14 protein-coding genes are annotated in these 22,839 nt (G+C 65.2%); 1 reads left to right on the forward strand and 13 read right to left on the reverse strand.

The features are described from left to right. On the reverse strand, nt 1-1,896 hold a 1,896-nt coding region (locus J4E58_RS26905), incomplete at its 3' end, for an ATP-dependent DNA helicase (protein WP_207255341.1). Next, nucleotides 1,893-3,545 carry a VRR-NUC domain-containing protein gene (locus J4E58_RS26910; RefSeq protein ID WP_087090803.1) on the reverse strand — a complete coding sequence of 551 codons (1,653 nt, stop codon included), beginning with the start codon at nt 3,543-3,545 and terminating at the stop codon, nt 1,893-1,895. The genes J4E58_RS26905 and J4E58_RS26910, both read right to left, overlap by 4 nt. A gap of 216 nt (nt 3,546-3,761) precedes the next feature. Between J4E58_RS26910 and J4E58_RS26915 the strand changes: the two genes are divergently transcribed. Beyond that, nucleotides 3,762-3,986 (forward strand): YgdI/YgdR family lipoprotein, encoded by a 225-nt coding sequence (locus J4E58_RS26915; protein ID WP_007922767.1) that lies wholly within the window; start codon nt 3,762-3,764, stop codon nt 3,984-3,986. Between the two features lie 20 nt (nt 3,987-4,006). On the opposite strand, the gene J4E58_RS26920 is transcribed toward J4E58_RS26915, so the two are convergent. From J4E58_RS26920 to J4E58_RS26970, 11 genes are all read right to left on the reverse strand, one after another. Beyond that, nucleotides 4,007-4,399: a hypothetical protein gene (locus J4E58_RS26920; RefSeq protein ID WP_087090801.1), complete on the reverse strand. Its 393-nt coding sequence runs from the start codon at nt 4,397-4,399 to the stop codon at nt 4,007-4,009. A 316-nt stretch (nt 4,400-4,715) separates the two neighbouring features. Continuing rightward, nucleotides 4,716-6,569 (reverse strand): polyurethanase, encoded by a 1,854-nt coding sequence (locus J4E58_RS26925; protein WP_087090799.1) that lies wholly within the window; start codon nt 6,567-6,569, stop codon nt 4,716-4,718. Nucleotides 6,570-6,672: 103 nt separating this feature from the next. Beyond that, the gene (locus J4E58_RS26930; protein ID WP_087090797.1) at nt 6,673-8,373 is read right to left on the reverse strand and encodes a polyurethanase; all 1,701 of its coding nucleotides are present in this window, start codon (nt 8,371-8,373) and stop codon (nt 6,673-6,675) included. 37 nt (nt 8,374-8,410) lie between these two features. After that, nucleotides 8,411-11,494, reverse strand: coding sequence for an autotransporter serine protease (locus J4E58_RS26935; RefSeq protein WP_087090795.1), 3,084 nt, complete (start codon nt 11,492-11,494; stop codon nt 8,411-8,413). A 198-nt stretch (nt 11,495-11,692) separates the two neighbouring features. Beyond that, complete coding sequence (locus J4E58_RS26940; RefSeq protein WP_370686822.1) at nt 11,693-14,593, reverse strand: autotransporter domain-containing protein; 2,901 nt, start codon at nt 14,591-14,593, stop codon at nt 11,693-11,695. 159 nt (nt 14,594-14,752) lie between these two features. After that, nucleotides 14,753-16,108, reverse strand: coding sequence for a TolC family outer membrane protein (locus J4E58_RS26945; protein WP_087090791.1), 1,356 nt, complete (start codon nt 16,106-16,108; stop codon nt 14,753-14,755). A gap of 2 nt (nt 16,109-16,110) precedes the next feature. Beyond that, nucleotides 16,111-17,427 carry an HlyD family type I secretion periplasmic adaptor subunit gene (locus J4E58_RS26950; protein WP_370686821.1) on the reverse strand — a complete coding sequence of 439 codons (1,317 nt, stop codon included), beginning with the start codon at nt 17,425-17,427 and terminating at the stop codon, nt 16,111-16,113. Between the two features lie 14 nt (nt 17,428-17,441). Next, complete coding sequence (locus tag J4E58_RS26955) at nt 17,442-19,259, reverse strand: type I secretion system permease/ATPase (RefSeq protein ID WP_087090789.1); 1,818 nt, start codon at nt 19,257-19,259, stop codon at nt 17,442-17,444. Nucleotides 19,260-19,499: 240 nt separating this feature from the next. Then, nucleotides 19,500-19,883 (reverse strand): AprI/Inh family metalloprotease inhibitor, encoded by a 384-nt coding sequence (locus J4E58_RS26960; protein ID WP_007922782.1) that lies wholly within the window; start codon nt 19,881-19,883, stop codon nt 19,500-19,502. A 104-nt stretch (nt 19,884-19,987) separates the two neighbouring features. After that, nucleotides 19,988-21,436, reverse strand: a complete 1,449-nt coding sequence (locus J4E58_RS26965) for a serralysin family metalloprotease (protein WP_053261373.1) — start codon at nt 21,434-21,436, stop codon at nt 19,988-19,990. 296 nt (nt 21,437-21,732) lie between these two features. Continuing rightward, nucleotides 21,733-22,836 (reverse strand): P1 family peptidase, encoded by a 1,104-nt coding sequence (locus tag J4E58_RS26970; protein ID WP_087090787.1) that lies wholly within the window; start codon nt 22,834-22,836, stop codon nt 21,733-21,735. Nucleotides 22,837-22,839: the final 3 nt, after the last annotated feature.

A 22,839-nucleotide genomic window follows, 5' to 3' on the forward strand; every position in this document is an offset into this window, starting at 1 on the left:
TTGCCCTTCATCCATCCCGCGCGACTGTTGCCACAGGGGGATATCCGGGTGCTGTTCGGCCAGCAGGCTGGCCACCTGCTGCAGGTAATCGAAGCTGCTGAAGAACGCCAGGTAGTTGCCGGGGCGCCGGCGGAACTGGCTGGCGATCAGCTCGACGATGGGCGCCAGCGACGCCTGGCGATGGGCGAAACGGGTGGAGATCCGGCTGACGATGTGCACGTCCAGCTGCGCGGCACTGAACGGCGACTCCACGTCCACCCACACCGTAGTCTCCGGCAGCCCCAGCAGGTCGCGGTAGTAATGCCAGGGGTTGAGGGTCGCCGAGAACAGCACCGTACTGCGCGCCGCGCTCAGTCGCGGCGCGAGGAAACCCGCCGGCACCACGTTGCGCAGGCACAGCTCGGACAGGCTGCGCCGGGCATTGAGTTCGCGCTTGCTGATATCGAACAGGAACTGCCCATCGAACAGTTCGGCCACCCGGGCGAATTGCAGGGCATCGAAATAGAAGCCCTGCAACCGGCTGTCCAGCCCTTGCGGGTGGTCGTTGAGGTAATCGCCGATCGCCGAGATACACAGCGACAGCGCCTTGAGCAACGGGGCCGGCGCCTGGTCGTAGGCCTGGTACGGCCGCAGCTGTTCCTTGTGCAGGGCATTCCATTCGCGGTTGAGCCGTTGCAGCGGCTTCTTCAGCGGCTCCGGGGCAACCTGGCGCACGGCGTTCAACTGGTACTGGTCGAGGCTGGCGCTGTACATCGAGCGCCCGCGCTCCACCAGGTTATGCGCTTCGTCCACCAGCGCGGCGACCTTCCATTGATTGGCCTGCGCCAGGCCGAACAGCAAGGCGCTGAAATCGAAGTAGTAGTTGTAGTCCGCCACCAGCAGATCGCTCCAGCGGGCCATTTCCTGGCTCAGGTAATACGGGCACAGCCCATGTGCCAGGGCGATCTCGCGCAGCGCCTGCTGGTCCAGCAAGGACCGCTGGCTTGCCGCCTGCCGCGCCGCCGGCAGACGGTTGTAGAAACCCTTGGCCAGCGGGCAGGACTCGCCATGACAGGCCAGCTCCGGGTGCTCGCAGGCCTTGTCCCGCGCCACCAGTTCCAGCACCCGCAACGGCAGCCCGGGGCTGCCTTCGAACAGCACCTCGGCGGCATCCAGCGCCAGTTTGCGTCCCGGGGTCTTGGCGGTGAGGAAGAACAGCTTGTCCAGCTGCTGCCCCGGCATCGCCTTGAGCATGGGAAACACCGTGCCCAGGGTCTTGCCGATCCCGGTCGGCGCCTGGGCCATCAGGCAGCGCCCGGTGCTCACCGCCTTGTACACCGACTCGGCCAGCGCGCGCTGCCCGGGGCGGAAGTCGGGATGGGGGAAGCCCAGCGCCGCCATGGCCTGGTCGCGGGCGTGCCTGTGGGCCAGCTCCTGCTCAGCCCACTGCAGGAACAGGCTGCATTGCTGGTTGAAGAACTGCTCCAGGACCTCGGCCCCGTGCTCTTCCACCAGCGACGTCTCGCGCTCGCTGAGGATGTCGAAATACACCAGCGCCAGACGGATGCTGCTCAACTGCAACTGCTGGCACAGCAGCCAGCCATAGATCTTCGCCTGGGCCCAATGCAGCTGGCGATGGTTGGCCGGCATGCGCTCCAGGTCGCCGCGGTAGGTCTTGACCTCTTCCAGCAGGTTGGCGTCCGGGTCGTAGCCGTCCGCCCTGCCCTTGACCGTCAACGCGCCGAAGCTGCCTTCGAGGGACACTTCGCTCCGATAGTTCGCGCCGCGCCGCGCCGCCACCGTGCGGTGGCCCTGGATGCCTTCCAGCGCAGTGGGCGACGGGGTGAAGCGCAGGTCGAGGTCGCCGACCTTGGCGGTGAATTCGCACAGCGCCCGTACCGCGATGCGGTAGTTCACCCGTCCTGCTCCGCCCATTGCACGTAGCAGACCGCCACCGGCATCTGGTGCTGCCGACAGAACTCCAGCCAGCGCAGTTGGTTGTCCTGCAGGCGGTCGCCAGGGCCCTTGACCTCGATCATGCGGTAGGTTTTCTGCTGCGGCCAGAACTGGATCAGGTCCGGCATGCCGGCGCGGTTGGCCTTGATGTCCTGCAGCAGGCGCTCGAACCAGTGCTTGAGGTGCTCGGCCGGCAGGCAGGCCAGTGCCTGCTCCAGCAATTCTTCGTCGAGGGCGCCCCAGAACACGAAAGGCGACTGCACGCCCCACTTGTCGAGGTAGCCCTGGCGGATGGTCTGCGCATAACGCCCGTCATCCAGTTCCGCCAGGCAGGCCTGGAACAGTTCGGCGCGACGGCTGTGGAAGTCCTCGCTCAACAGGTCGGCCGGGCCGCGCTGGAACGGGTGGAAGAACGCCCCGGGCAGCGGCGCGAAGATCGCCGGCCAGCAGAGCAGCCCGAACAGCGAATTGATCAGGCTGTTCTCCACGTAATGCACCGGCGCCTGCTCCTCGTGGAGATGGGCCTGCACATGGAGTTCCACCGACAGCGCCGGATCGACCCGCGGCAGGCTGAGGTCCAGGCGCAGCGTCGGCTGGGTGCCGCCACGCGGCGTGGCCGGGCCGCCGAGCTTGCGCCGCAACCTGGGCAGCAGCCGCAGCAGTTGCTGCTGCTCGGCCGCGTTGTGCGGAGCCAGCACCGCCGCCTCGGCCAGGACCAGCGCCTGCGGGTAATCGCCGCTGCGCTCGAAGACGCGGATCAGCCGCGCTCTCGCCCCGGGATCGGCGCAGGCCTGGTAGATGGCGGCCGCCAGCGGCCATTCGGCTAGCCGCTCGCAATGCTGCCCCAGCAGGAACAGCAGCTTGGCCCGGCGCCGCTGCAACCAGGGATTGTCGCTGGCGAACGCCTGGATGCTCGCCAGCACCTCCTCCAGCGCCGCGCCGCTTTCAAAATGCTGCCGACAATCCTCCAGGTACAGGAAACCCTCGACGTCGGCGCGGCTGCGCAGCGCCCGGGCGTCGTCGCGAAACTCGACCTTTTCGTAGGTGAAGATGCCCAGGTCGGCCAGCACGAACTCCGACCAGTCCTGGTGCAGGTTGCCGAAGAACATCAGGCGCAGGCGGTCGCACAGCGCCATGACCGTCAGGCTGCACACCCCGTCTTCCAGCCCCGGACACCACTGGCCCAGGCTTCGCGGCTCGTCGAACAACGGCGCCAAGGCGGCCAGCCAGTCGGACTTGCGGGCCTTCGGCTGCTCGATTTGCGCGCGAAAAACGTGGAGGATTTCCGCCTTCTGCAACAGGTTGAACAGCTCTTCCAGGGTCAGCGGCGCCTGCTCGTCGACCCAGCCCAGGCGCACCAGCGGTGCGACGGCCGCGCGAGTATCGCCGATTTCTTCATAGACCAGCCGGGACGTGCGAAAATGACAGCCCTTGCGCATGATCATGCGCACCAGCAACGCCTGGGATGGCTGGGCCAGCGCCGAGAAGTCGTCGATGAAGCTACGCTCTTCGGGTGACAGCACATCGGCGTAGCGCAGCTTGAGCCACGCCAGCACCTGCTGAAAGTTGTGCAGGTAATAAAGAGGGTTTTCCAGAGGGTTGGAAGTCACAGGACAAGCGCGCCGCAAAGAGGTTGATACTGGTTATGCATACAGATAACAGCTGCCGACCTGCCCTGGCAAACACTATTGGATAAGTGGCGTTACAGGTTTTTTTACGGGGCCGCAGAACTTTCTTGCGGTTAATCACACCAAGGGCGGATAGCCATATAGTCGCGAGCCGCCAATCATGGTGGACTCACGGGATTCATGAAGAGAGGTTTGTCTATGAACGTCAAATACCTGGGCCTGCCGTTGGCCGTCGCAGCCTTCCTGGCACTGGGCGGCTGTGCCTCGCCAACCGTGGTGACGCTGCAGAACGGCACGCAATACCTGACCAAGGACATGCCTAACGCCAAGACCGCCGACGGGTTCTACGAATTCGAAGACATCGCCGGCAAGAAAATCCGCATCAAGGCGGCCGATGTCGCCACCGTCCGCCAAGAAGACTGACCGATCGAACCCGGTCGCCCTCAGGGCGACCAGGGTGCCGAATTCTGCCCCGGCACGCTGTTATCGCAGGAAATGTAGTGCTGTTCCCCGCGCTTCTGCAGTTCGCCACGCACCCGCTGACACCGCTCGAACTCCCGGGCCGCCGCATTATCGATGCTGATATTGCCGGTGGTTTCAGGCTTTTTACCCTCCCCCAGGGTCACGCTCGCCCAAGGCCGCTCCGCGTCGATATGAAAGCGGCTGCCCGGTTCGGGCTGCACTTCTTTTTCGGTAGCCTGCACGGCAGCCGGTAGCTGGTCCGGGGTCACGCCGTAGCGCTTGAGGATCGACTGCTGAGGCAAGTCCTCGGCCATTGCGCTGCCCGCCATCAGGACTAGCGCCAGACCAGTGCCATACCTCTGGTTATCACTCACCTTGTGTTTCTCCTACTGTTCACTGTTGCCATTGAATGAGCCTCGGCAGCGGCTGCCTGCCTTGATAACGCGCAAGCTCCTGCGGACTTTAAGGGCCCGGAGCGCACGCGCGGCATCCACCCGCCTGGCGACAGGCCGATGTTTAATCGAGCGCTGTGTCACAGGGGGCAGGTATTGGAGTCATTTCCAGGCTGGCGGGTCACCCTTTGGGCAAATACCCTTGGTTTTGGCGAAAAAAGTGCGGTCGAGGGACACGCAAAGGCAAACCCGTGACCGCGCGGGGCGAGGCCAAGACCTCGCCCCGCGCGGTCAGGCTTCAGGCGATGGTGATGCTCGCGCCGTTGAGGCTGTCCAGGCTCACCCCTACCAGGGTCACCGAGTCGCCGCCAAAGGTCAGCAGGGTATCGTTGCCCACGGTGCTGGCGTGGGCGCGGAAGTCGTCGTTGGCGACCACGCCTGCGACGCCGAGGAACACCAGTTTGTCGCTGCTCTGGTAACCCAGCACCCGGTCCTGGCCAAAGTTGCCGCTGAACAGCAAGGTATTGCTGCCTCCGCCCGCCTGCAGCAGGTCGTTGCCCGCGCCGCCGACCAGCACATCGTTACCCTGGCCGCCGATCAGGTGGTCATCGCCGTCCAGGCCGAACAGCCAGTCGCCGCCGGCGTGGGCGGTCAGGGTATTGGCCGCGGCGTCGCCCTTCACCGAAGCGGCGTACTGGGTCAGGTTGCTCCCCGCCAGCAGGCCCTTGTCGGTGACGCTGTGGGTCACATCGTCCTTGAACAGGCCCCAGAGGAACCCCGGCTCCTTGCTGGTGATCGCGCCGATATCGCGGGTGATGCTGATGCCGCCATTGGCATCGCGCACATACAGGGTGCCGGCGCCGTCGTTGGCGAAGCTGAAGTTCTTCACCGACTGCTGCAGGTCCAGGGTGTTGTGGCCCTGCCCGCCCAGCAGGATGTTGTAGCCGCCGGCGTCGCGAAAGGTATCGTTGCCGGCGCGGCCTTCGAGGTAGTCATTGCCCTGGCCGCCCTGGATCAGGTCGTTGCTGTCGGTGCCGATGATAAAGGTGCTGCCCTTGTGGGTTTCGGCATTGCGGTTGAGGTCCTGGACCCAGGTGGTGGCCCGCGCCGGGTCCGACAGGTTGGCGACGATGATGGTCGAGTCCTTGCTCGTCAGGTCGTAGAACTTCGACTCGAGGATCCGTGTCATGCCGTCGCCGTAGCCGGTGGGCAGGTGTGACAGCCAGGTCGGGATATTCAGGATGGAGAACGGCAGCAGGTTCCAGGCCGCCGAGGCGTAATGGTCGTTGAAACTGACGATGTTGTTGGTCGCCGACTCCTGCGCCGTGTCATGCACGCCGAGGGACGCCAGGTTGAACGAAGAGCCATCGAGGGCTCGGAACACCGGATCGTTTTCGTAGCCGATATTCAGCACCTTGTCCCCCGCGCTCTGGGTCGGCGAGGCGTAGGCGACGTAGCTGGCATCCTGGTAGAACCCCGACCAGTGATCGCCACTCAGGTCCGCCAGGCTGTTGACCGCCAGGCCGCCGAGGCTGTGGCCGCTGACCAGGATGTCCTTGCCCGTCAGGCCATTGGCCTGGGCGAAGGCCGCGACATCGGCGAGCAGCTTGCCGAAGGCTTCGCCGGCGTAGTTTTTCGCGTAGTCCCTGGGCCCGAACGCCGCCAGCAGGTCGTTGATCACATCGCCGATGGAGTCGCCGATCACCGATTCACGGGGGCCGCTGGTGCCGCGAAAGGCAATGCCGATGGAGGTCAGGTGGCCCTGATCGTCGTACTTGCCGAGCACTTCCGCCTGGGCGGTGGTGTAGCCGGCCTTTTCCCCGTAGTAGGTGCCCCTGAAGTCGGTCTTGCCGTCGTAGCCCAGCTGGGCAGCGCCGATCGGTGTCCAGCCGGCCTTTTGCACCGCCTCCAGCGCGGCCTTCTCCGAGTCGGGGTTCCAGGGCAGCCCGGGAATCACCCCTTGCGAATCGCTGCTGCCGATCAGCCCCGTCACCAGGGTCGCCGGCAGGCCGAGGCCGAAACCGTACTGCTGATAACCGGCGGAAAACCCGTTGTCGAGGTTGTGGTAGGAATACAGCGTGATCGCCAGCGCATCGGAAAACAGCGCCTTTGAGTCTTCTGTGCCGAGGTTCTTGTAGTCATACACACCCATGGTATTGCCTCTCTTTGTTGTTGAACTTGTTCGAGATAGCTCACGCGGACGGAGCGCCCTCCGCTGGCGCCCCATCCTTAGTGCAATGCTTTTTGCTACTTATCTATGCAAAGACGATCCCCCCTGCGGAAAGGCTGTCCGGCGCGACCCCGACCAGCGTCACGGCGTAGTCGCCGACGCTGAGCAAGGTGTCCTGGCCGCTCTGTGACAGGTGCTGCGTGTAGTCGTAGCCCTGCCCCGCGCCCGCCACGCCCATGAACACCAGCTTGTCGCTGCCCTGGTAGCCATGGATCGCGTCGAAGCCGAAGGCGCCGCTGAACAGGAAGGTGTTGGCCCCGCCGCCGCTGGAATACATGACATCGTTGCCGGCGCCGCCGACAAAGGTCACGTCGCTCTTGTCGCTGCGCAGCACATCGTCGCCGCCGTGACCGAACAGCCAGTCGCCGTCGACGCTGGCCACTAGCGCATTGCCGTAGGCATCGCCATTGAGCGAATGGTTGTAGTGGGTCAACTGGTTGCCGGCCAGCAGGCCCTGGTCGGTCACGCTGTGGGTCACCTCCTTGCTGAACAGGCCCCAGGCGAAACCCGGCTCCTTGCTCACCAGCGCGCCGATATCGCGGGTCATGCTGATGCCGCCATAGGCATCGCGCACGTACAAGGTGCCGTCACCATCGTTGACCACGCTGAACTTGCCCAGCGACTGCTGCAGGTCGAAGACGTTATGCCCCTTGCCACCCAGCAGGATGTTGTAGCCACCCGCGTCGCGGAAGGTGTCATTGCCGTCGCGGCCCTCGATGAAGTCGTTGCCGCGTCCGCCCTTGAGCAGGTCGCTGCCGTCGGTGCCGAAGATAAAGGTGCTGCCCTTGTGCGGTTCGGCGTTGCGGTTGAGGTCCTCGACCCAGGTCTTGCCCCGATTGGCCTCGGACAAGGTGGAGACGATCAGGGTCGAGTCCTTGCTGGTCAGGTCGTAGAACGCCGAATCCACCACCCGGTTCAAGCCATCGGCGTAACCCGCGGAACCGTGGGCCTTCCACGACAGCGGGTTGAGGATGCTCTGCGGCAGCAGGTTCTCCAGGGTCGACGCGTAGTGCTCGTTGAAGTTGACGATGTTGTTGGTCGCCGACGCCTGGAACTGGTCATGGCTGCCCAGGGACGAAGCGTTGAAGGTGGTGCCGTCAAGCACCCTGAACACCGGATCGTTTTCGTAGCCGATGTTCAGCACCTTGTCCCCCGGGCTCTGGGTCGGCGAGGCGAACGCCACATAGCGGGCGTCAGCGTAGAAACCGCCCCAGTGCTCGCCGCTCAATTCGGCCAGGCTGTTGACCCCCAGACCGCCCAGGCTGTGGCCGCTGACCAGCACATCCTGGCCGCTCAGGCCCTGGGCCTTGGCGAACTCGGCGACGCTGGCGAACAGCTTGTCGAAGGCATTCTTGCTGTAATTCGCCGCGTAGCCCACCGGCCCGACCGCCGCCAGCAGGTTGTTCTTGATGTCGCCCAGGGTATCGCTGAAGCCCAGGCCGCCGGTGCCGCGAAAGGCGATGCCGATCGACAGCAACTTGCCAGCCTCGTCGTAACGCCCCAGCACCTCCACTTCGGCGCTGGTAAAGCCTGGCTGCTCGCCGAAGAAGGTGCCCTGGGGCCCGACCTTGCCCTGATACCCCAGCCGCTCGGCACCAATCGCCGTCCAGCCCGACGCCAGCGGCTGCCCGGTGGGCGTGTAGGCGTAGAGCGTCAACGCCAGGGCATCGCTGTACAGCGCCTTGCCCGCCTCGCCCTTGAAACTCCGGTAATCGAATACACCCATGTTGTGTCTCACTCTTATGGTCATTGGCCCGCAGGCCTCAGAACTGCCAGTCCAGGGTCAGGCCGACCCCGTGACTCTTGTCCCGAGAACCCAGCAGGCCGTTGTAGTCCAGGTTTACCCGGGTATCGCGCCCCAGCAACAGGCCGGCGCGAGCCCCGACCACAGCGGCGTTACGGTCCAGCGCAACGCTCTGTATGTTGAACGAACCACCATTGGCAAAAGCCAGGTGCTGATCCGAATTGGTATCGCTCAGGTTGTGCTGCCAGCCGAGGGTGCCGGCCAGTTCCAGCTGCCGGGCATCGGACAAGGCGAAGCGTTTGCTGGCCCGCAGGCCGAGGGTCGAGAGCACCGCGTCGCGGTTGTCATCGCCACTGCGCAGTGCGGTAGCCCCGCCTTTTTCGCGGAAGCTGTCGCTGCCCACATGCACGTAGGCCAGGTTGACGAAGGGCTCCAGCGCCACGCCCGGCAGCGCCACTTGCCACGCCGCTTCGGTGAACAGCTGAGCGGTCTGGGCGTCACGCTTGACCTTTTGCCGGTCCGAGAACTCGCCGTATTGCAGGTCGCGCTTCACATCGATGCGATGCCAGCTGTAGGAACCGCCGACGCTCAGGCGCACGGCATCCAGTTGATGGCCCAGGTAGGCACCCAGGTGATAGCTGTCCACCGAGGCCGAGGAATGGGTGCCATCGCCCATGCTCAGGGAACTGTCGCTGTAGCCGGTGAACAGGCCGAGACGGGTGTCTTCGGCGATCAAGCCATCGACCCCGGCGAGCAGGCCGCCGATCGAAGTGTTGTAGTTGGCATGGTCATAACCGCCGTCGGCCTTGCCCCAGGCCCCCAGCACCTTGAACCACACATTGTTGTCGCTGGCCGCGGGCGCCGACGAATCGAGCAGGCCGTCCTGACGCAGACGGTCGCCCACCGCATCGCGCAGTTGGCGGCTGTCGTTGATCAGCAGCGTGCCGATGGCCGGATGGATCTCCCCGGTCAGTTGCTGGAAGGCTTGTTGCGCGCTGGCGGCGTTCTCCGACAGCAGCAGGCTTTCGTACACCGGATTGCCCGCCCCCAGTCGCTCGGCGGCAGCCGCCACGGAACGCTGGTTCGGGGTCAGGCCGACGTCGCTGAAGGATGTGGCGTTACGCGCGACCTGCAACTGCACGCCGCTGGCCGAGTAGTCGAGGCTGCCACCAATGAACAGGTAGTTCGGCGCCACCGAACCGAAGCGCCCTTCGATGCCACCGGCCGCCTGCAGGATGTTGTATTGCCGGCCGAGCAGGCTTTGCGCCTCGCGGGCACTGAGCAGGGTCGGGCTGTTCTCCAGGGCCAGGGTCACGTTGGCCCCTTCGACGGTGGCCTTGCCGCCAGCGACGATCTGGTCGCTGCTGGTGGGCGACAGCTCCACCGCGTAGGTCGAGCCCGGTTGCAGGGTCACGTCGCCCGCCACCTGCAAGGTGCCGATCGAGTTGCCCGGCGCCACGGTACCGCCACGGTTGGCGGTCAGCGCGGCGATGCGCCCGTTGCCGCCGAGAATGCCGCTGTCATTGACCGTCACCGCCGAGGCCAGCGAACCGTTGATGGCCAGGCGTCCCTGATTGACCAGGGTCGGGCCGCTGTAGCTGTTGTTGCCGGTCAGCACCAGGGTGCCGATGCCCTGCTTGGTCAGGCCGCCGTGTCCGGAAATGTCGTTGCGCCAGACATCCAGGCCGCAAGACAGGCCAGTGCACAGGCGCTCGGTGGGTTTGCCGGCATCCACCACGGCGCCGATACCGGGCAGGTCGACCACGAACTGGCCGGAGCCGTAGGCGCCTTCGACCCGGAACTCCTGGGGAATGTCCGCTTCGGTGACGAACATGCCCGGACCGTCGATGCCCTTTTGCAGGTTGATCATGCCCCAGCCGTACAACGCGTCGATGCCCGGATCGCCCATGTCGGTGGCGGTGGTCCTCAGCACCGTGGCGATCTGCGAAGCGCTCATGTAGGGAAAGCGCTCCATCAGCACCGCCGCCGCGCCCGCCACATGGGGCGCGGCCATCGAGGTGCCGCTCTTGTTGGCGTAGCCGATGGTCATGTCGTCCAGGTTGGTGCCGCCGATCACCGCGCTGTAGATCCGCGTACCCGGCGCCGAGACGCAGAAGCTCGCGGTGTAGCCGCAGCGCGAGGAGAAGGTGCTGAGGGTGTAGGGATTGGGGCTGGCGGTGTCCGGGTTCTTCTGCAAGGCCGCCACCGTCATCCAGTTCGGCGCGATTTCCGGCACGAAATAGGCCAGGCCGGCGATGGCGTCCGGGTTGTTCAGGTTGTAGTCGTTGCCGGCGGCGAAGATGGTCAGCACACCACCGCGGGCCGCGTCGATCGCCCCGCTGTAGGCGCCACCCTGGCGGGTGCCCAGCAGCGGCTGGATCTGGTCGAACTGCAACTGCGCGTCCTGCACGGTGAAATGCGGGAAGGCCGGGTCGCGACCGCCCTGGTCGAAGCGGTCGGTGATGCCGATGCCCCAGCTGTTGTTGATGATCCGCGCGCCGCTGTTCACCAGGGCATCCCAGCCGGCCCGGTAGACCGCGCCGTCGTTGCCGAGAATGATCCCGTCCTCGGGGCCCGGGTCGCCGTTTTCGGCGCTGATGATCTGCGCGTCGAAGGCCACGCCATGCATCGGCCCGCCGTCGCGGCTGCCGGCGGCGATCCCGCCGACGTGGGTACCGTGGGAGCCGAGCTTGCCGTCGGAGCCCACCGAAGGCGTGCCGTCATAACGGAAGGCATCGCCGGCTTTGACCGGAATGTAAGGGTCGGTGTATTCGCGGATGCCGCTGGTGACCAGGGTGATCACCTTGTTGCTGCCGCTGAATTCCGGGTGCTGGGCATACACCGGCTGGTCGAAGATCCCCAGCTTGACGCCCTTGCCGGTATAACCGGCGGCATAGGCCTGCTCGGCATGGATCGCCCCCAGGCCCCATTCGGCGTTGAACTCGGCACTGCGCCAACTGCCGGGATCGCCCGGCTGGCCGCTTTCGACATAAGGCGCGGCCTGGGCGTTACCCGCCACGGCCAGGCCACAGATCAAAGCGCCGCAGGAGGCGCGCACCAGGCTGTTGGCCGCCGGAGCAGCCCCCGTAAATCTGTATTTCATCGGTACCTTCCTTAGTTGCCTTGCTTAGAAATAGTTGCCTTGCTGGAAATAGTTGCCTTGCTAGAGGAAACGCCGCGCCAGACCCGGCGCGGGTGGTTTTACCGAACAGCCGGCCCGCCAACGGCGAGCCGTGCTGTACCGATAGCGGCTGCCGTGTCGACGCGACCTTGCATCGACACGGCGCTGTCAAAAGCCGGTTCAGAACTGCCAGTTCAGGCTCAGCCCCGCCCCGTGGTTCTTCTCACGGCTGGCCAGCTGGCCGTTGTAATCCAGGCTCAGGCGCAGGTCCCGGCTCAGCGCCAGGCTGGCATGGGCGCCGACCAGCGCGGCATTGCGCGGCAGCGAGGTGCTTTCGACACTGAACGGCGTGCCGCCGGACGCAAAGGCCAGGTGTTCCTCGGCCCGGGTATTGCTCAGGTTGTGCTGCCAGCCCAGGGAGCCGGAAAGGTCCAGGCGGGTTTGCCCGGACAGCTCGAGGCTTTTCAGGGCACGCAGGCCGAGGGTACTGAGTGCTGCTTCACGACTGTCGCTGCCGCCTTTCAACGCCGCGGCGTCGCCCTTCTCGCTGAAGCTGTCGCGGTGCAGGTGCACGTAGGCCAGGTTGGCGAACGGTTCCAGGGCCAGCGCCGGCAGGTCGAGGCGATAAGCCGCCTCGCCGAAGACCTGGCTGGTGCGGGCATCGACCTTGGCTTTCTGCTTGCCGCTGACTTCGCCGAACTGCAGGTCGCGCTTGACGTCGGCGCGATGCCAGCTGTGGGCCGCGCCCGCGCTCAGGCGCCAGGCGCCCAGCTCGTGGCCGAGGTAGGTGCCCAGGTGATAGCTGTCCACCGAGGCCTTGGAATGGGTGCCGCCGCCCATGCTCAGGGAGCTGTCGCTGTAGCCGGCGAAGGCGCCCAGGCGCGTGCTGTCGCTGAGCGCGCCGTCGGCCCCCAGCAGCAACCCGCCGATGGACGTGTTGTAGCCCTCGGTGTCGTGGCTGCCGTCATTCTTGCCCCAGGCGCCCAGCACCTTGAGCCAGAGGTTGCCCTCGCTCTGCACTACCGCGCCCGGGACCTGCAGACGCTCGCCGACCGCATCGCGCAGCTGCCGGCTGTCGTTGAGCAGCATCGAACCCAGCGCCGGGTAGATTTCCCCGGACAGCTGCTGGAACGCCTGTTGCGCCACGCCGGAGCTCGGCGAGCGCAGCAGGCTTTCATACACCGGGTTGCCCGCCCCCAGCTGCTCGGCGGCGGCCGCCACCGAGCGCTGGTTCGGGGTCAGGCCGACACTGGCGAACGAGGTGGCGTTACGCCCGATGCTCAGTTGCACGCTGCTGGCCGAATAATCGAGGCTGCCGCCAAGGAACAGGTAGTTCGGCTCCACCGAGCCGAAGCGCCCGTCGATGCCGTTCGCCGCCTGGAGGATCTGGTACTGGCTGCCGATCAGGCTTTGCGTCTGTTGCAGGCTGAGCAGCTGCGGGCTGTTTTCCAGGGCCAGGGTGACCCCGGCGCCGTTGAGGGTGGCCTTGCCGCCAGCGACGATGCGGTCGCTGCTGGTGGGCGACAGCTCCACCGCATAGGTCGAGCCCGGCTGGAAGGTCACGTCCCCCGCCACCTGCAAGGTGCCGATGGAGTTGCCCGGCGCCACGGTGGCGCCGCTGTTGGCCAGCAGCGCGCCGATCCGTCCGGAACCGCCGAGGGTGCCGCCGTCATTGACCGTGACACTGGAGGCCAGCGAGCCATTGACTGTCAGCAAGCCGCCGTTGACCGTGGTCGCGCCGCGATAGCTGTTGTTGCCGCTGAGCACCAGCCAGCCGGCGCCGGACTTGATCAGGCTGCCCTCGTACACCCGCTGCGCGGCGGCCGCGTCGCGGGCCATGCCGACGGCGTAGTCGGTCTTGTCCTGCTGGCTGGCGCCGGCGCCCAGGCCGTTTTCCCAGCCCTTGTCCTTCAGGGTCTGTTGCCAGGCCGCGTGTTCGGCGGCGTCCTCGCCCTGGCGCTGCAGCAGCGCCTTGTCCGAGATGTCGTTGCTCCAGACATCGCCCTGCCCGGCGCCCAGGTTGGCGTCGAACGATCCCAGCAACTGCCCGGGACCGTGCATGGCCCGCTCCAGGTTGGGCACGCCCCAGCCGACCAGGCTGGTGGGCGCCTCGGTGATCGAGCCGTCCAGCTGGGTGGCGGTGGTCAGCAGCACCTCCAGGGCCTGCTGGTTATTCATGTAGGGATAACGCTCCATCACCAGGGCCAGCGCGCCCGTGGCATGGGGCGCGGCCATCGAGGTGCCGGACTTGGTGGCGTAACCGCCTCCGGGCACGGTGCTGGAGATCAGCCGCCCGGGCGCGGCCATGCACCAGTACTTGGCGATGCCGCACTGGTTGTAGCGCTGCTGGTTGTTCGCATCCAGGCCGGACACCGCCAGCCAGTGGCCTTCCAGCTCCGGCTGGAAGTACGGCAGCGCCGCGCGCACGCTGGCGTTGGCGTAACCGCTGTTACCGGCGCTGAACACGTTGATCACGCCCTGGCGCGAGATATCGGCCGCCGCGTCCAGCCAGGTGACCTGGCCATAGTGCTGGGCATAGGCGGCGTGCAGGTCGCCCAGGGTCTGGTAGCTGACACCCGGCGGCTGGCTGCCCCAGCTGTTGTTGATGGCGCGCACCCCGGCATCCGCCAGGGCGCCGTACACCGCCTTGAAGTACTGCGGGTCCGGGGTCGGGCCGAACAGGAAGCTGTCGTTCTTGTTGGTGTTGCCCACGTAGACCTGGGCATTGAAGGCCACGCCGTGCATGCCAACGCCGTCGCGGGCCGCGCCCATGGTGCCGGTGACATGGGTGCCATGGCTGTCGTTGTTGCCGTTGAGTACCCCGGAGACGCTGAACGGCGTGCCATCGACATAGCTGCCGGTGGCGGTGACCCCGTGGAAGCGCTCGGGCGAGGCTTCGCCATGGCTGGCGTCGAAGCCCGAGTCGAGGGCACCGATCTTCACCCCGCTGCCGGTGATGCCGGCGGCATAGGCGGAGCTGGCGCGCATGCGCTCCAGGCCCCAGTCCTGGGTGTATTCGGCCGATTGCCAGCTGGCCGGCACCCCCAACTGGCCGGTTTCCTGGTACTGCGCCTGGGCCATACCGGGCAGTGCTACCGCCGACAGCGTGGAGCAAGCGAGCAACGAGCGGCGACTCAGCGCCTTGAGCTGATAAAAGCGTCTATCCATGTGATGACTTCTCGTTTTTTGTTTTTGTCGAAAATGTCAGGTCGGGCCGCCCGCGGCCGCCTTTTTGTCAGTTCATGAGCCGGGCCTGAAGGCTTCGTCGACCCGGGCCAGGTCGTCTTCACGCAGGGTGCCTGCGTAGTAGTGCAACTTGGTCCAGGCCATCAAATAGTCGTAACGGGCCTGCGCCAGGTCGCGGCGCGTGGTGTACAACTGCTGTTCGGCGTTCAGCGCGTCGAGGTTGACCCGTTCACCGCCAAGGATGCTCTGCTTGGTCGAGACCACCAGGGCCTCGGCCGAGGTCAGCGCCTTCTGATAAGCCCGCAGCTTGCTGACCCCGGACAAGCAAGCGCTGAACTGGCGCCGCAGCTCGATCAGGGTGGTGCGGGTCTGCGAATCCAGCTCGTACTCGGCTTGCTCCATCGTCCGGCTGGCCTGGCGGGTGGCCGCCGAGACGCCGCCACCGGCGTACAGCGGCATGCTGATTTCGATGCCGATGGTGTTGGTGTCGTAGCGCTGGTTGTAGGTGTTGCCGCTTTCCGACTCGACCCGGCGCGAGGTGGCATAGGCACTGAGCCGCGGCAGGTGGCCGGCGCGGTTGCGCTCGATCTCGTAACGCGCCACTTCCACGGCGTGGCGCTGGGAGGCCAGGTTCGGGTTGTTGCTGATCGCCAGCTCATGCCAGGCATCGTAGTTGGCGGGCGACAGGGTGAAGGACTCGAAACGCTCGCGCAGCGGGTCGAGTTCGCGGATGTCCACGGTCGGCACGCCGATCAGCGCGCCCAGTTCGCGCAGCGCCGCGTCCTGCTCGTCGCGGGCCTCGATCTCCTCGGCGGTGGCCAGCTCGTAGCGCGACTCCGCTTCGAGGATGTCGGTGCGGGTGCCCTCGCCCTGGCGAAACATGTGCTCGTTCTGCTGGAACTGCTGCTCGAAGGCCTTCTTCTTGGCTTGGGCGATCTCGATCTGGTCCTGGGCAAACAGCGCCTGGGTGTAGTAGGTCAGCACCCGCACCAGCAGCTCCTGGCTCTTGCCGCGAAAGTTCTCGTCGGCGAACAGCGCCTGGGCCACGCCCTTGCGGTAGGAGGCATAGGCCTCGTAGTCGATCAGCGGCTGTTGCAGGGTGAAGGTGGAACCGTAGCTGTCGTAGTTGCGGTCATCGTGGCTGGTGCCGCCGCGACCGTCGGGCACGGTGGCCTGGGAGTTGTTGCGACCCTTGTTGTAGCTGTAGTTGAGTTTCGGCAGCAGCCCGGCGCGGCCAATGATGCGGTTCTCCAGGCCGGCATCGCGCTCCTTGATCGCGCCGAGGAACACCGGGTCGTTGCGCAAGGCCTGTTCATAGACCTGGAACGGCCCCATGGCCTGGGCGTGGGTGCATACCAGTAAAGCGACTGTGGCTCCGAAGATGGAAAACTGACTCATGCGACGGAACATCCTTATTCCTCGGTCAATGCGGAACCCGCCCGGTCGAGCAGGGGTTTGAACAGGTAGTTGAGCAGCGAGCGCTCGCCGGTACGGACGAACATCTCCGCCGGCATGCCCGGCTTGATCACCAGGCCGTGGAGTTTTTCCATGGCCTGGTCGCTGACGCTGCTGCGCAGCACGTAGTACGGCACGCCGGTCTTTTCATCGACCATCTGGTCGGCGGAGATCAGGCTGACCTCGCCGGACACCCGCGGCGTGCGGCTCTGGTTGAAGGCGGTGAACAGGATGTCCACCGGCAGGTGGCTGCCGACCTTGTCGATCAGGTTCACCGGCAGGTGCCCCTCCACTTCCAGGCGAGTGCCCTGGGGCACGATCTCCAGCAGGTTTTCCCCGGGGCGGACCACGGCGCCCTCGGTGTGTACCCCGAGGTTGACCGCGATGCCGTCGGCCGGGGCGAGGATTTCGCTGTGCTGCAGGTCGAAACCGGCCGAGGTCAGTTGCTGTTCCAGGGTCAGGCTTTTCAGCTGGGCTTCGGCCAACTGGCTGCGCACTTCCTTCTGGTACTCCTCGCCGTGCTGTTGCAACTTGAGCCGCGACTCGAGAATGCCCTGCTCCACCCGCCCGCTTTCGCCGGTGTTCTGCGCCAGTTCCTGCTGCACCTGGGACAGCTGGCGCTGGTACTCCATCAAGCGGTTGCGCGGGATGTAGCCGTTGTCCGCCAGGGGCTGCAGGTTGGCCAGTTGCTGGCGCAGGGACTCGGCCTGGTTGTTGAGGTCGGTACGCGCGCGGCGCATCCCGGCCAGTTGCGCGGTGGCGCCTTCGATATTGGCGCGGATCCCCGCCTGCTCGCGGGCGAAGGCTTCGCGCCGGCTGCTGAACAGTTGCCGCTGGCCTTCCAGCACCAGGGCCAGGCGTGGATCGGGATCGGCGCTCAGGGCCTCGGGGAAATTCACCTGCTTGAGGTTGTCGCGTTCGCTCTGCCAGCGCGCCAGGCTGGCCCAGGCCATGCGGTACTGCGCTTGCAGCGACTGCACGTCGGCTTCGACCTGGGTCTGGTCCAGGCGGAACAGCGGCTGGCCCTGCTTCACCGCCTCGCCTTCACGCACCAGGATCCGGCTGACCACCCCGCCGCTCATGGATTGCACGGCCTTGCGCTTGCCCGAAACCACCACCGTGCCCTGCACCGGGATGCCCTGGTCCAGCGGCGCCAAGGCCGCCCAGAGAAAAAAGCTGCCGGCGCCGGCCAGTGCCAGGACCCAGCCCATGCGCGCGAAAAACCGCGCATCGCGCTCGGGACGCTCCGGCGCGTAACCTTGTTCGATCATCATTTCGCTGTCCTTGCTCATGCGCCTGGGTTCCGTGTCGGGGCCTGATACTGGCGGCTCATGCTCAAGCCGCCCGGGGCCGTCGGGGCCGAGGTTTTTTCCCGCTGCTGCTGTTCCTGGTTTTGCGCCTGGTTTTGATTTTGCGCCTGGGCCTGGGCACCACTGGACAGCGCCTTGAGCACTTCCTGGCTCGGGCCGAAGGCCTGCAGGCGCCCTTCGTTGAGCACCAGCAGCTTGTCGGCCTGGGCCAGCGCCGAGGAGCGATGGGTGACCAGGATCACGCTGGTGCCCTGGGCCTTCATCTGCGCGATGGCCGACGCCAGGGCGCTTTCGCCCACGGTGTCGAGGTTGGAGTTCGGCTCGTCGAGCACCACCAGGCGCGGCTGGCCATACAGCGCCCGGGCCAGGGCCACGCGCTGCTTCTGGCCGCCGGACAGGCCGCTGCCGTCATCGCCCAGCAGGGTGTCGTAGCCCTGGGGCAGGCGCAGGATCAGTTCGTGCACGCCGGCCTGTTGCGCGGCCTGCACCACCTGCTGCGGGTCGGCTTCCTGAAAGCGCGCGATGTTCTCGGCGATGCTCCCGGAAAACAGCTCGATGTCCTGGGGCAGATAACCGATGTGAGGCCCCAGTTCGTTGCGGTTCCAGCGATGGATATCGGCGCCGTCCAGGCGCACCGTGCCGGCCAGGGTCGGCCATACGCCCACCAGCACCCGGGCCAGGGTGGATTTGCCGGAGCCGGAAGCGCCGAGCACCCCCAGCACCTCCCCCGCCCCGAGGTTGAAACTGACCTGCTGCAAGGTCGCCATGCGCTTGCCCGGCGGGCCGGCGCTGACCTGCTCGAAGCTCACCTGGCCCTTGGGCGCCGGCAGCGACATCGCCGTGTCGCTCGGCGGGAAGGCTTGCAGCAGCGAGTCCAGGCGCTGATAGGCCAGCTTGGCGGAGCTCCACTGCTTCCAGACGGCGATCAACTGGTCGATCGGGCTCAGCACCCGGCCCATCAGGATCGAGCCGGCGATCATCATCCCGGCGGTCATGTCGCCCTTGATCACCAGCAAGGCCCCCAGGCCCAACACCAGCGATTGCAGGCACAGGCGCAGGGTCTTGCTCAGCGAGCTGATGACCGCGCCGGTGTCGCTGGCCTGGTTCTGCAGGCCGAGAAAACGCGAATGCACCTCGAACCAGCGCTTGCGCAGCGCGCCGAGCATGCCCATGGCCTGGATGGTCTCGGCGTTGTGCAGGTGGCTGGTGGCCAGTTGCGTGGATTTCTGCGAATAACCGCTGGCCTCGCCCAGAGGCTTCTTGGTCATGGCCTCATTGAGGTACGCCAGGGCGATCAGCAAGACCGCGCCCGCGGTGGCGAACACCCCCAGCCAGGTATTGAACAGGAAGATCACGAACAGGTAGATGGGGAACCAGGGCGCGTCGAAGAAGGCGAACAGCGCAGGACCGGTGACGAACTGGCGGATATGGGTCAGGTCGCCCAAGGACTGCCCGGCGTGGCCTTCGCCGCGAAACAGGTTGCGCTCGAACGCCGCCTGGTAGACCCGCAGGTTGAAACGCCGCTCCAGCTGGCTGCCGATGCGAATGACGATGAAGCTGCGCACCACCTCCAGCAGGCCGATGAATGCGAAGAACCCGACCACCATCAGCGACAGCATCGCCAGGGTGGTTTCGTTCTGCGAGGAAAGGACCCGGTCGTAGACCTGGAGCATGTAGATCGAGGGGACCAGCATCAGCACGTTGATCAGGGCGGTGAAACACCCGACGCTGATCAGAATGCCTTTGTAATCGCCCAGTGCCTTGAACAGCGGTGCAGTGGTCTTCGCCATCTTCATTGGTCTTTCCTGAGCTGTAATATCCCGTGCCAGGGGCGCAGGACAAATAAACCGCCCGTACTTGAGTCGGGACATTATTGGATTTATTGCGGCGGACAGGCGAAAGAACTCTACCGTCAGACGAAACGGAGTTCTAGTTATTTAGTTGTCTTTAATCGAACGAAGGACATCGCGTATATGGCACTGCCTTATACGCTTATCCATACAGATACATTTAAAGATGCATACAGCCGCGATTATTCAGGGTGTACGCTGCAATATAATCGTGATGCCTGATTTCAAAGTGCCTTGATATAAGCCTTCTTTCTGACGACTTAGAAAGATGATCTTCGAACCCTCTTTGCCGGTCACGGCAATACCGTCCGGCTCGGGAAACCAGCCGATGGCCGAATCGCCCAGCCAGGCGGAAAAACACTCGGCGCCGGCGCCCAGGGTGCCGTTCAGCTCGAGGTCCAGGGCACAGTGGTTGGCAGGTTGCGCCGGCTGCGACAGTTGCCAGTGCCCGGCCAGTTCCGCGGGGTCCGCCAATCTCAGGCTGCTTGCCATGCTTGTCTCTCCATAAAACATCATCAGTGTTGCGATCAGGTACGCGCCGGCCTTAGCGATCAAGGCAGTTCGAATCATAGGGGGTTGCTCCGGGCCACAGCCTCAGGCAGTTCGCCTGTCAATGCAAGGTCAGAGGGCGACGCCTGGGCGCCACCCTCCTTCTTTTACCTTACCGCAATGACTCAGGCGACGATGTCGGTGTAGGCCGCCTGGCCGACGGTGCTGACCAGGAAGTCCGCCACGCCGTGCCCGGAGAAGTCCACCGACAAGGTGCTGTTGCCAGCCGAGGTGCTGAGGATCGCGTCGCCGGCGTTACCGGTGAATGCGTTCACGAAGTGCAGCCCGGCGCCCTTGGTGATACCGGTCAGATCGATCTTGTCCAGGCCGCTGACAAAATCCAGGATCTGGTCGGCCGCACCCGGAGCGGAGTCCGAGCTCGCACCGAAGACGAAGGTGTCGGCACCCGCGCCACCCCAGAGTTTGTCCGCACCGCCGGCACCGTAGAGGATGTCGTTGCCGGCACCGCCCTTGAGCTCGTTGGCCACCTTGTTGCCGATCAGCAGGTCGCTGCCCGAACCGCCGATGGCGTTCTCGATGATCGCGCCCTTGGCGATGGACACGTTGCCCACCATGCCGCCAACGTCGGAGAACGAGGCATCATTGAGGTTGATCTTCTGGTTTTGGGTAAAACCTGAGAAGTCCAGGGTGTCCTTGCCGCCCGCGTCCCATACCGAGAACACCAGCTTGTCGGCCGACGAACTGGCGCTGAGGAAGTCGCGCCCGGTATTGGAGTTGAAGCCGTAGGTGGTGTCGCCGGTACGGGTGGTGGTGTTGGCCCCGTAGAGCTTCTGGATCGCCGCGATATCGTCCATCAGCGGGCCGGACGAATAGGCTTCGACGCCAGCCTTGCTGAAGTTCTGGTCGGTGTTGCTTTCGCTCCAGTAGCTCATGATGCTGTAGCCGCGCGTATCCTCTCCATAGGTCGCGTCGTTGTAGGTCGGGTTGCCGTTCCCGGCGTTGTAGTCGCCAGGGTGGGCCAGGCCCAGGGTGTGGCCGATCTCGTGGGTCAGCGTCTGCCGGCCGTAGTTGTTCAGATCGGGGGCCTTGTTCTGGGTGTAGCTGCTGTTGATCAGGTACCAGGACGTACCGTCGTAGCCAGCACCGGTGCCCGGCAGGTAGGCGAAGGCCGCCGCGCCGTCCTGGCCGCCGCTGTAGTTGCCGAAGGTCATGTGACCGTCACCACCGGAAGCCTTTTCGGTAAAGGTGACATTGGCCACGTCGGCCCAGGATTGCATGGCCAGCGCGGCCTGGGCTTTCTGCTGGGCGTTGAACTGGCTGAACCCGGAGATGCCATGCTTGTACATGGTGCTCGAGGACGCCGAGGTCAGGAAGGTATAGGTCAGTTCGATCTTGCCGTTGCCGTTGAGATCCTGGTACGCGGCACCGTCGCGCAGCAGCTGGGTGGCTGCCTGATCGACCGAGTAGGAGGGTTTGCCATTGACCGTCAGATTGCCACCCCGGTCATACTGATGGCTGAAGCTATTGATCTGGTTGTAAGCCGAACTTGCCGCGGCCAAGGGCACGAGTTCTTGTTCGGCGGTCACAATAGCTTTCGCTTTAACTTTCGACATAAACACACTTCCTTGTAATCAATGGAACAGTTTTTGTCCGATAGCGACAATCCCTGGCGAGATCGTCCTATCACTCGCCCTATCCGGGCGTAAGCAACCTGACACAATTTGAAATCAGGCGTCCACTACTTTTTGACGCCTGATTTTCGCTGTTCCAGCAAACTCCCGAAAACAATGACTGGTGAGTCGAAATATTCTTTAAGCTTCAATACCCGCTGATAATTGTCGGACAATCTCGAATTTAAATATTAAATAACAGTACAGATAGTTTTGCCGACTACGTCGCAGTTTTTAGTTCATGCAAGTTTGTTCCATCCGGTTAGTTTCATCGCTTGCAGCAGGGTTTCCCCGGTCAGCGCCGGAACGCTCGCGCCACTGTCCGCGGTCATCGGCTCGCCCGCCAGCAAGGCATTGACGATGGCCTCCTCCACCGCTTCGGCGGCGGCGCTGAACAGGGCCGAGATGTAATCGTTGTTGAGCATCGCCAGGGGTGTGCTGAAGGGCACGCCCTGGCGCCCGTAGGCGCAAGGCGGCAGGTCGCGGTTGCCGGTGGCGAAGGCCAGGAAGATATCGCCGCTGGAGTCCTCGGTGCCGCCGCCGGTGCGGGCGATGCCGATGGACGCGCGCTGCGCCAGGCGTTGGCACTGGTGCGGCAACAAAGGCGCGTCGGTGGCCAGGATCACCACGATCGAGCCCATGCCCGGCGTACCGCGCCGGGCGAAAGGCGACGGGATGCCGCTCAGTTGTCGCCCCACCGGGTAGCCGTCGACCCGCAGCTCCTCGCGCTTGCCGTGGTTGGCCTGCACCAGCGCGCCGACCGTGTAGCCGCCCTGCTCCCCCGGCACCTGGCGCGAAGCCGTGCCGATCCCGCCCTTGAACTCATGGCAGATCATGCCGGTGCCGCCGCCCACCGCGCCCTCGCGCACCGGTCCGGACTCGGCATTGGCCAGCGCCTCGCGCACCTGCTGCGGGCCGACATGCTGGCCCCAGATATCGTTGAGCAGGCCGTCATAGGTCTCCATCACCACCGGCATGCACCAGTATTCCGCGGGGTCCGCCAGGCTTGCGTGCTCCTCGGCGATCAGTGCGTCGCGCACCACGCCGACGCTGTGGGTGTTGGTGATGGCCAGCGGCGTGGTCAGCAGGCCCGCTTCGCGGATCCACTCCAGGCCGGTGGCATCGCCGTTGCCGTTGAGCACATGGCAGCCGGCGAAACAGGGTTGCAGCCGGGCAAAGCCCTCGCGGGGCTGGATCAGGGTCACCCCGGTACGTACCTGCTTGCCGTCGACCGTGGTCCTGAGGGTGCTGTGGCCTACCCGTACCCCCGGAACGTCGGTGATGGCATTGAAGGGGCCGGGAGTACCCAGGCCCAGGCTGATCCCCAATTGACGTGCGCGCATGAC

The organism is Pseudomonas sp. FW305-25 (assembly GCF_017351415.1).
Classification (GTDB): Bacteria; Pseudomonadota; Gammaproteobacteria; order Pseudomonadales; family Pseudomonadaceae; genus Aquipseudomonas; species Aquipseudomonas chlororaphis.

Bases quoted from the DNA above. Each gene is read 5' to 3' on its own strand.
- J4E58_RS26915 (WP_007922767.1), top strand. From the start codon at position 3,762: ATGAACGTCAAATACCTGGGCCTGCCGTTGGCCGTCGCAGCCTTCCTG.
- J4E58_RS26925 (WP_087090799.1), bottom strand. From the start codon at position 6,569: ATGGGTGTGTATGACTACAAGAACCTCGGCACAGAAGACTCAAAGGCG.
- J4E58_RS26930 (WP_087090797.1), bottom strand. From the start codon at position 8,373: ATGGGTGTATTCGATTACCGGAGTTTCAAGGGCGAGGCGGGCAAGGCG.
- J4E58_RS26935 (WP_087090795.1), bottom strand. From the start codon at position 11,494: ATGAAATACAGATTTACGGGGGCTGCTCCGGCGGCCAACAGCCTGGTG.
- J4E58_RS26940 (WP_370686822.1), bottom strand. From the start codon at position 14,593: ATGGCCCAGGCGCAGTACCAGGAAACCGGCCAGTTGGGGGTGCCGGCC.
- J4E58_RS26945 (WP_087090791.1), bottom strand. From the start codon at position 16,108: ATGTTCCGTCGCATGAGTCAGTTTTCCATCTTCGGAGCCACAGTCGCT.
- J4E58_RS26950 (WP_370686821.1), bottom strand. From the start codon at position 17,427: ATGATGATCGAACAAGGTTACGCGCCGGAGCGTCCCGAGCGCGATGCG.
- J4E58_RS26955 (WP_087090789.1), bottom strand. From the start codon at position 19,259: ATGAAGATGGCGAAGACCACTGCACCGCTGTTCAAGGCACTGGGCGAT.
- J4E58_RS26960 (WP_007922782.1), bottom strand. From the start codon at position 19,883: ATGATTCGAACTGCCTTGATCGCTAAGGCCGGCGCGTACCTGATCGCA.
- J4E58_RS26965 (WP_053261373.1), bottom strand. From the start codon at position 21,436: ATGTCGAAAGTTAAAGCGAAAGCTATTGTGACCGCCGAACAAGAACTC.
- J4E58_RS26970 (WP_087090787.1), bottom strand. From the start codon at position 22,836: ATGCGCGCACGTCAATTGGGGATCAGCCTGGGCCTGGGTACTCCCGGC.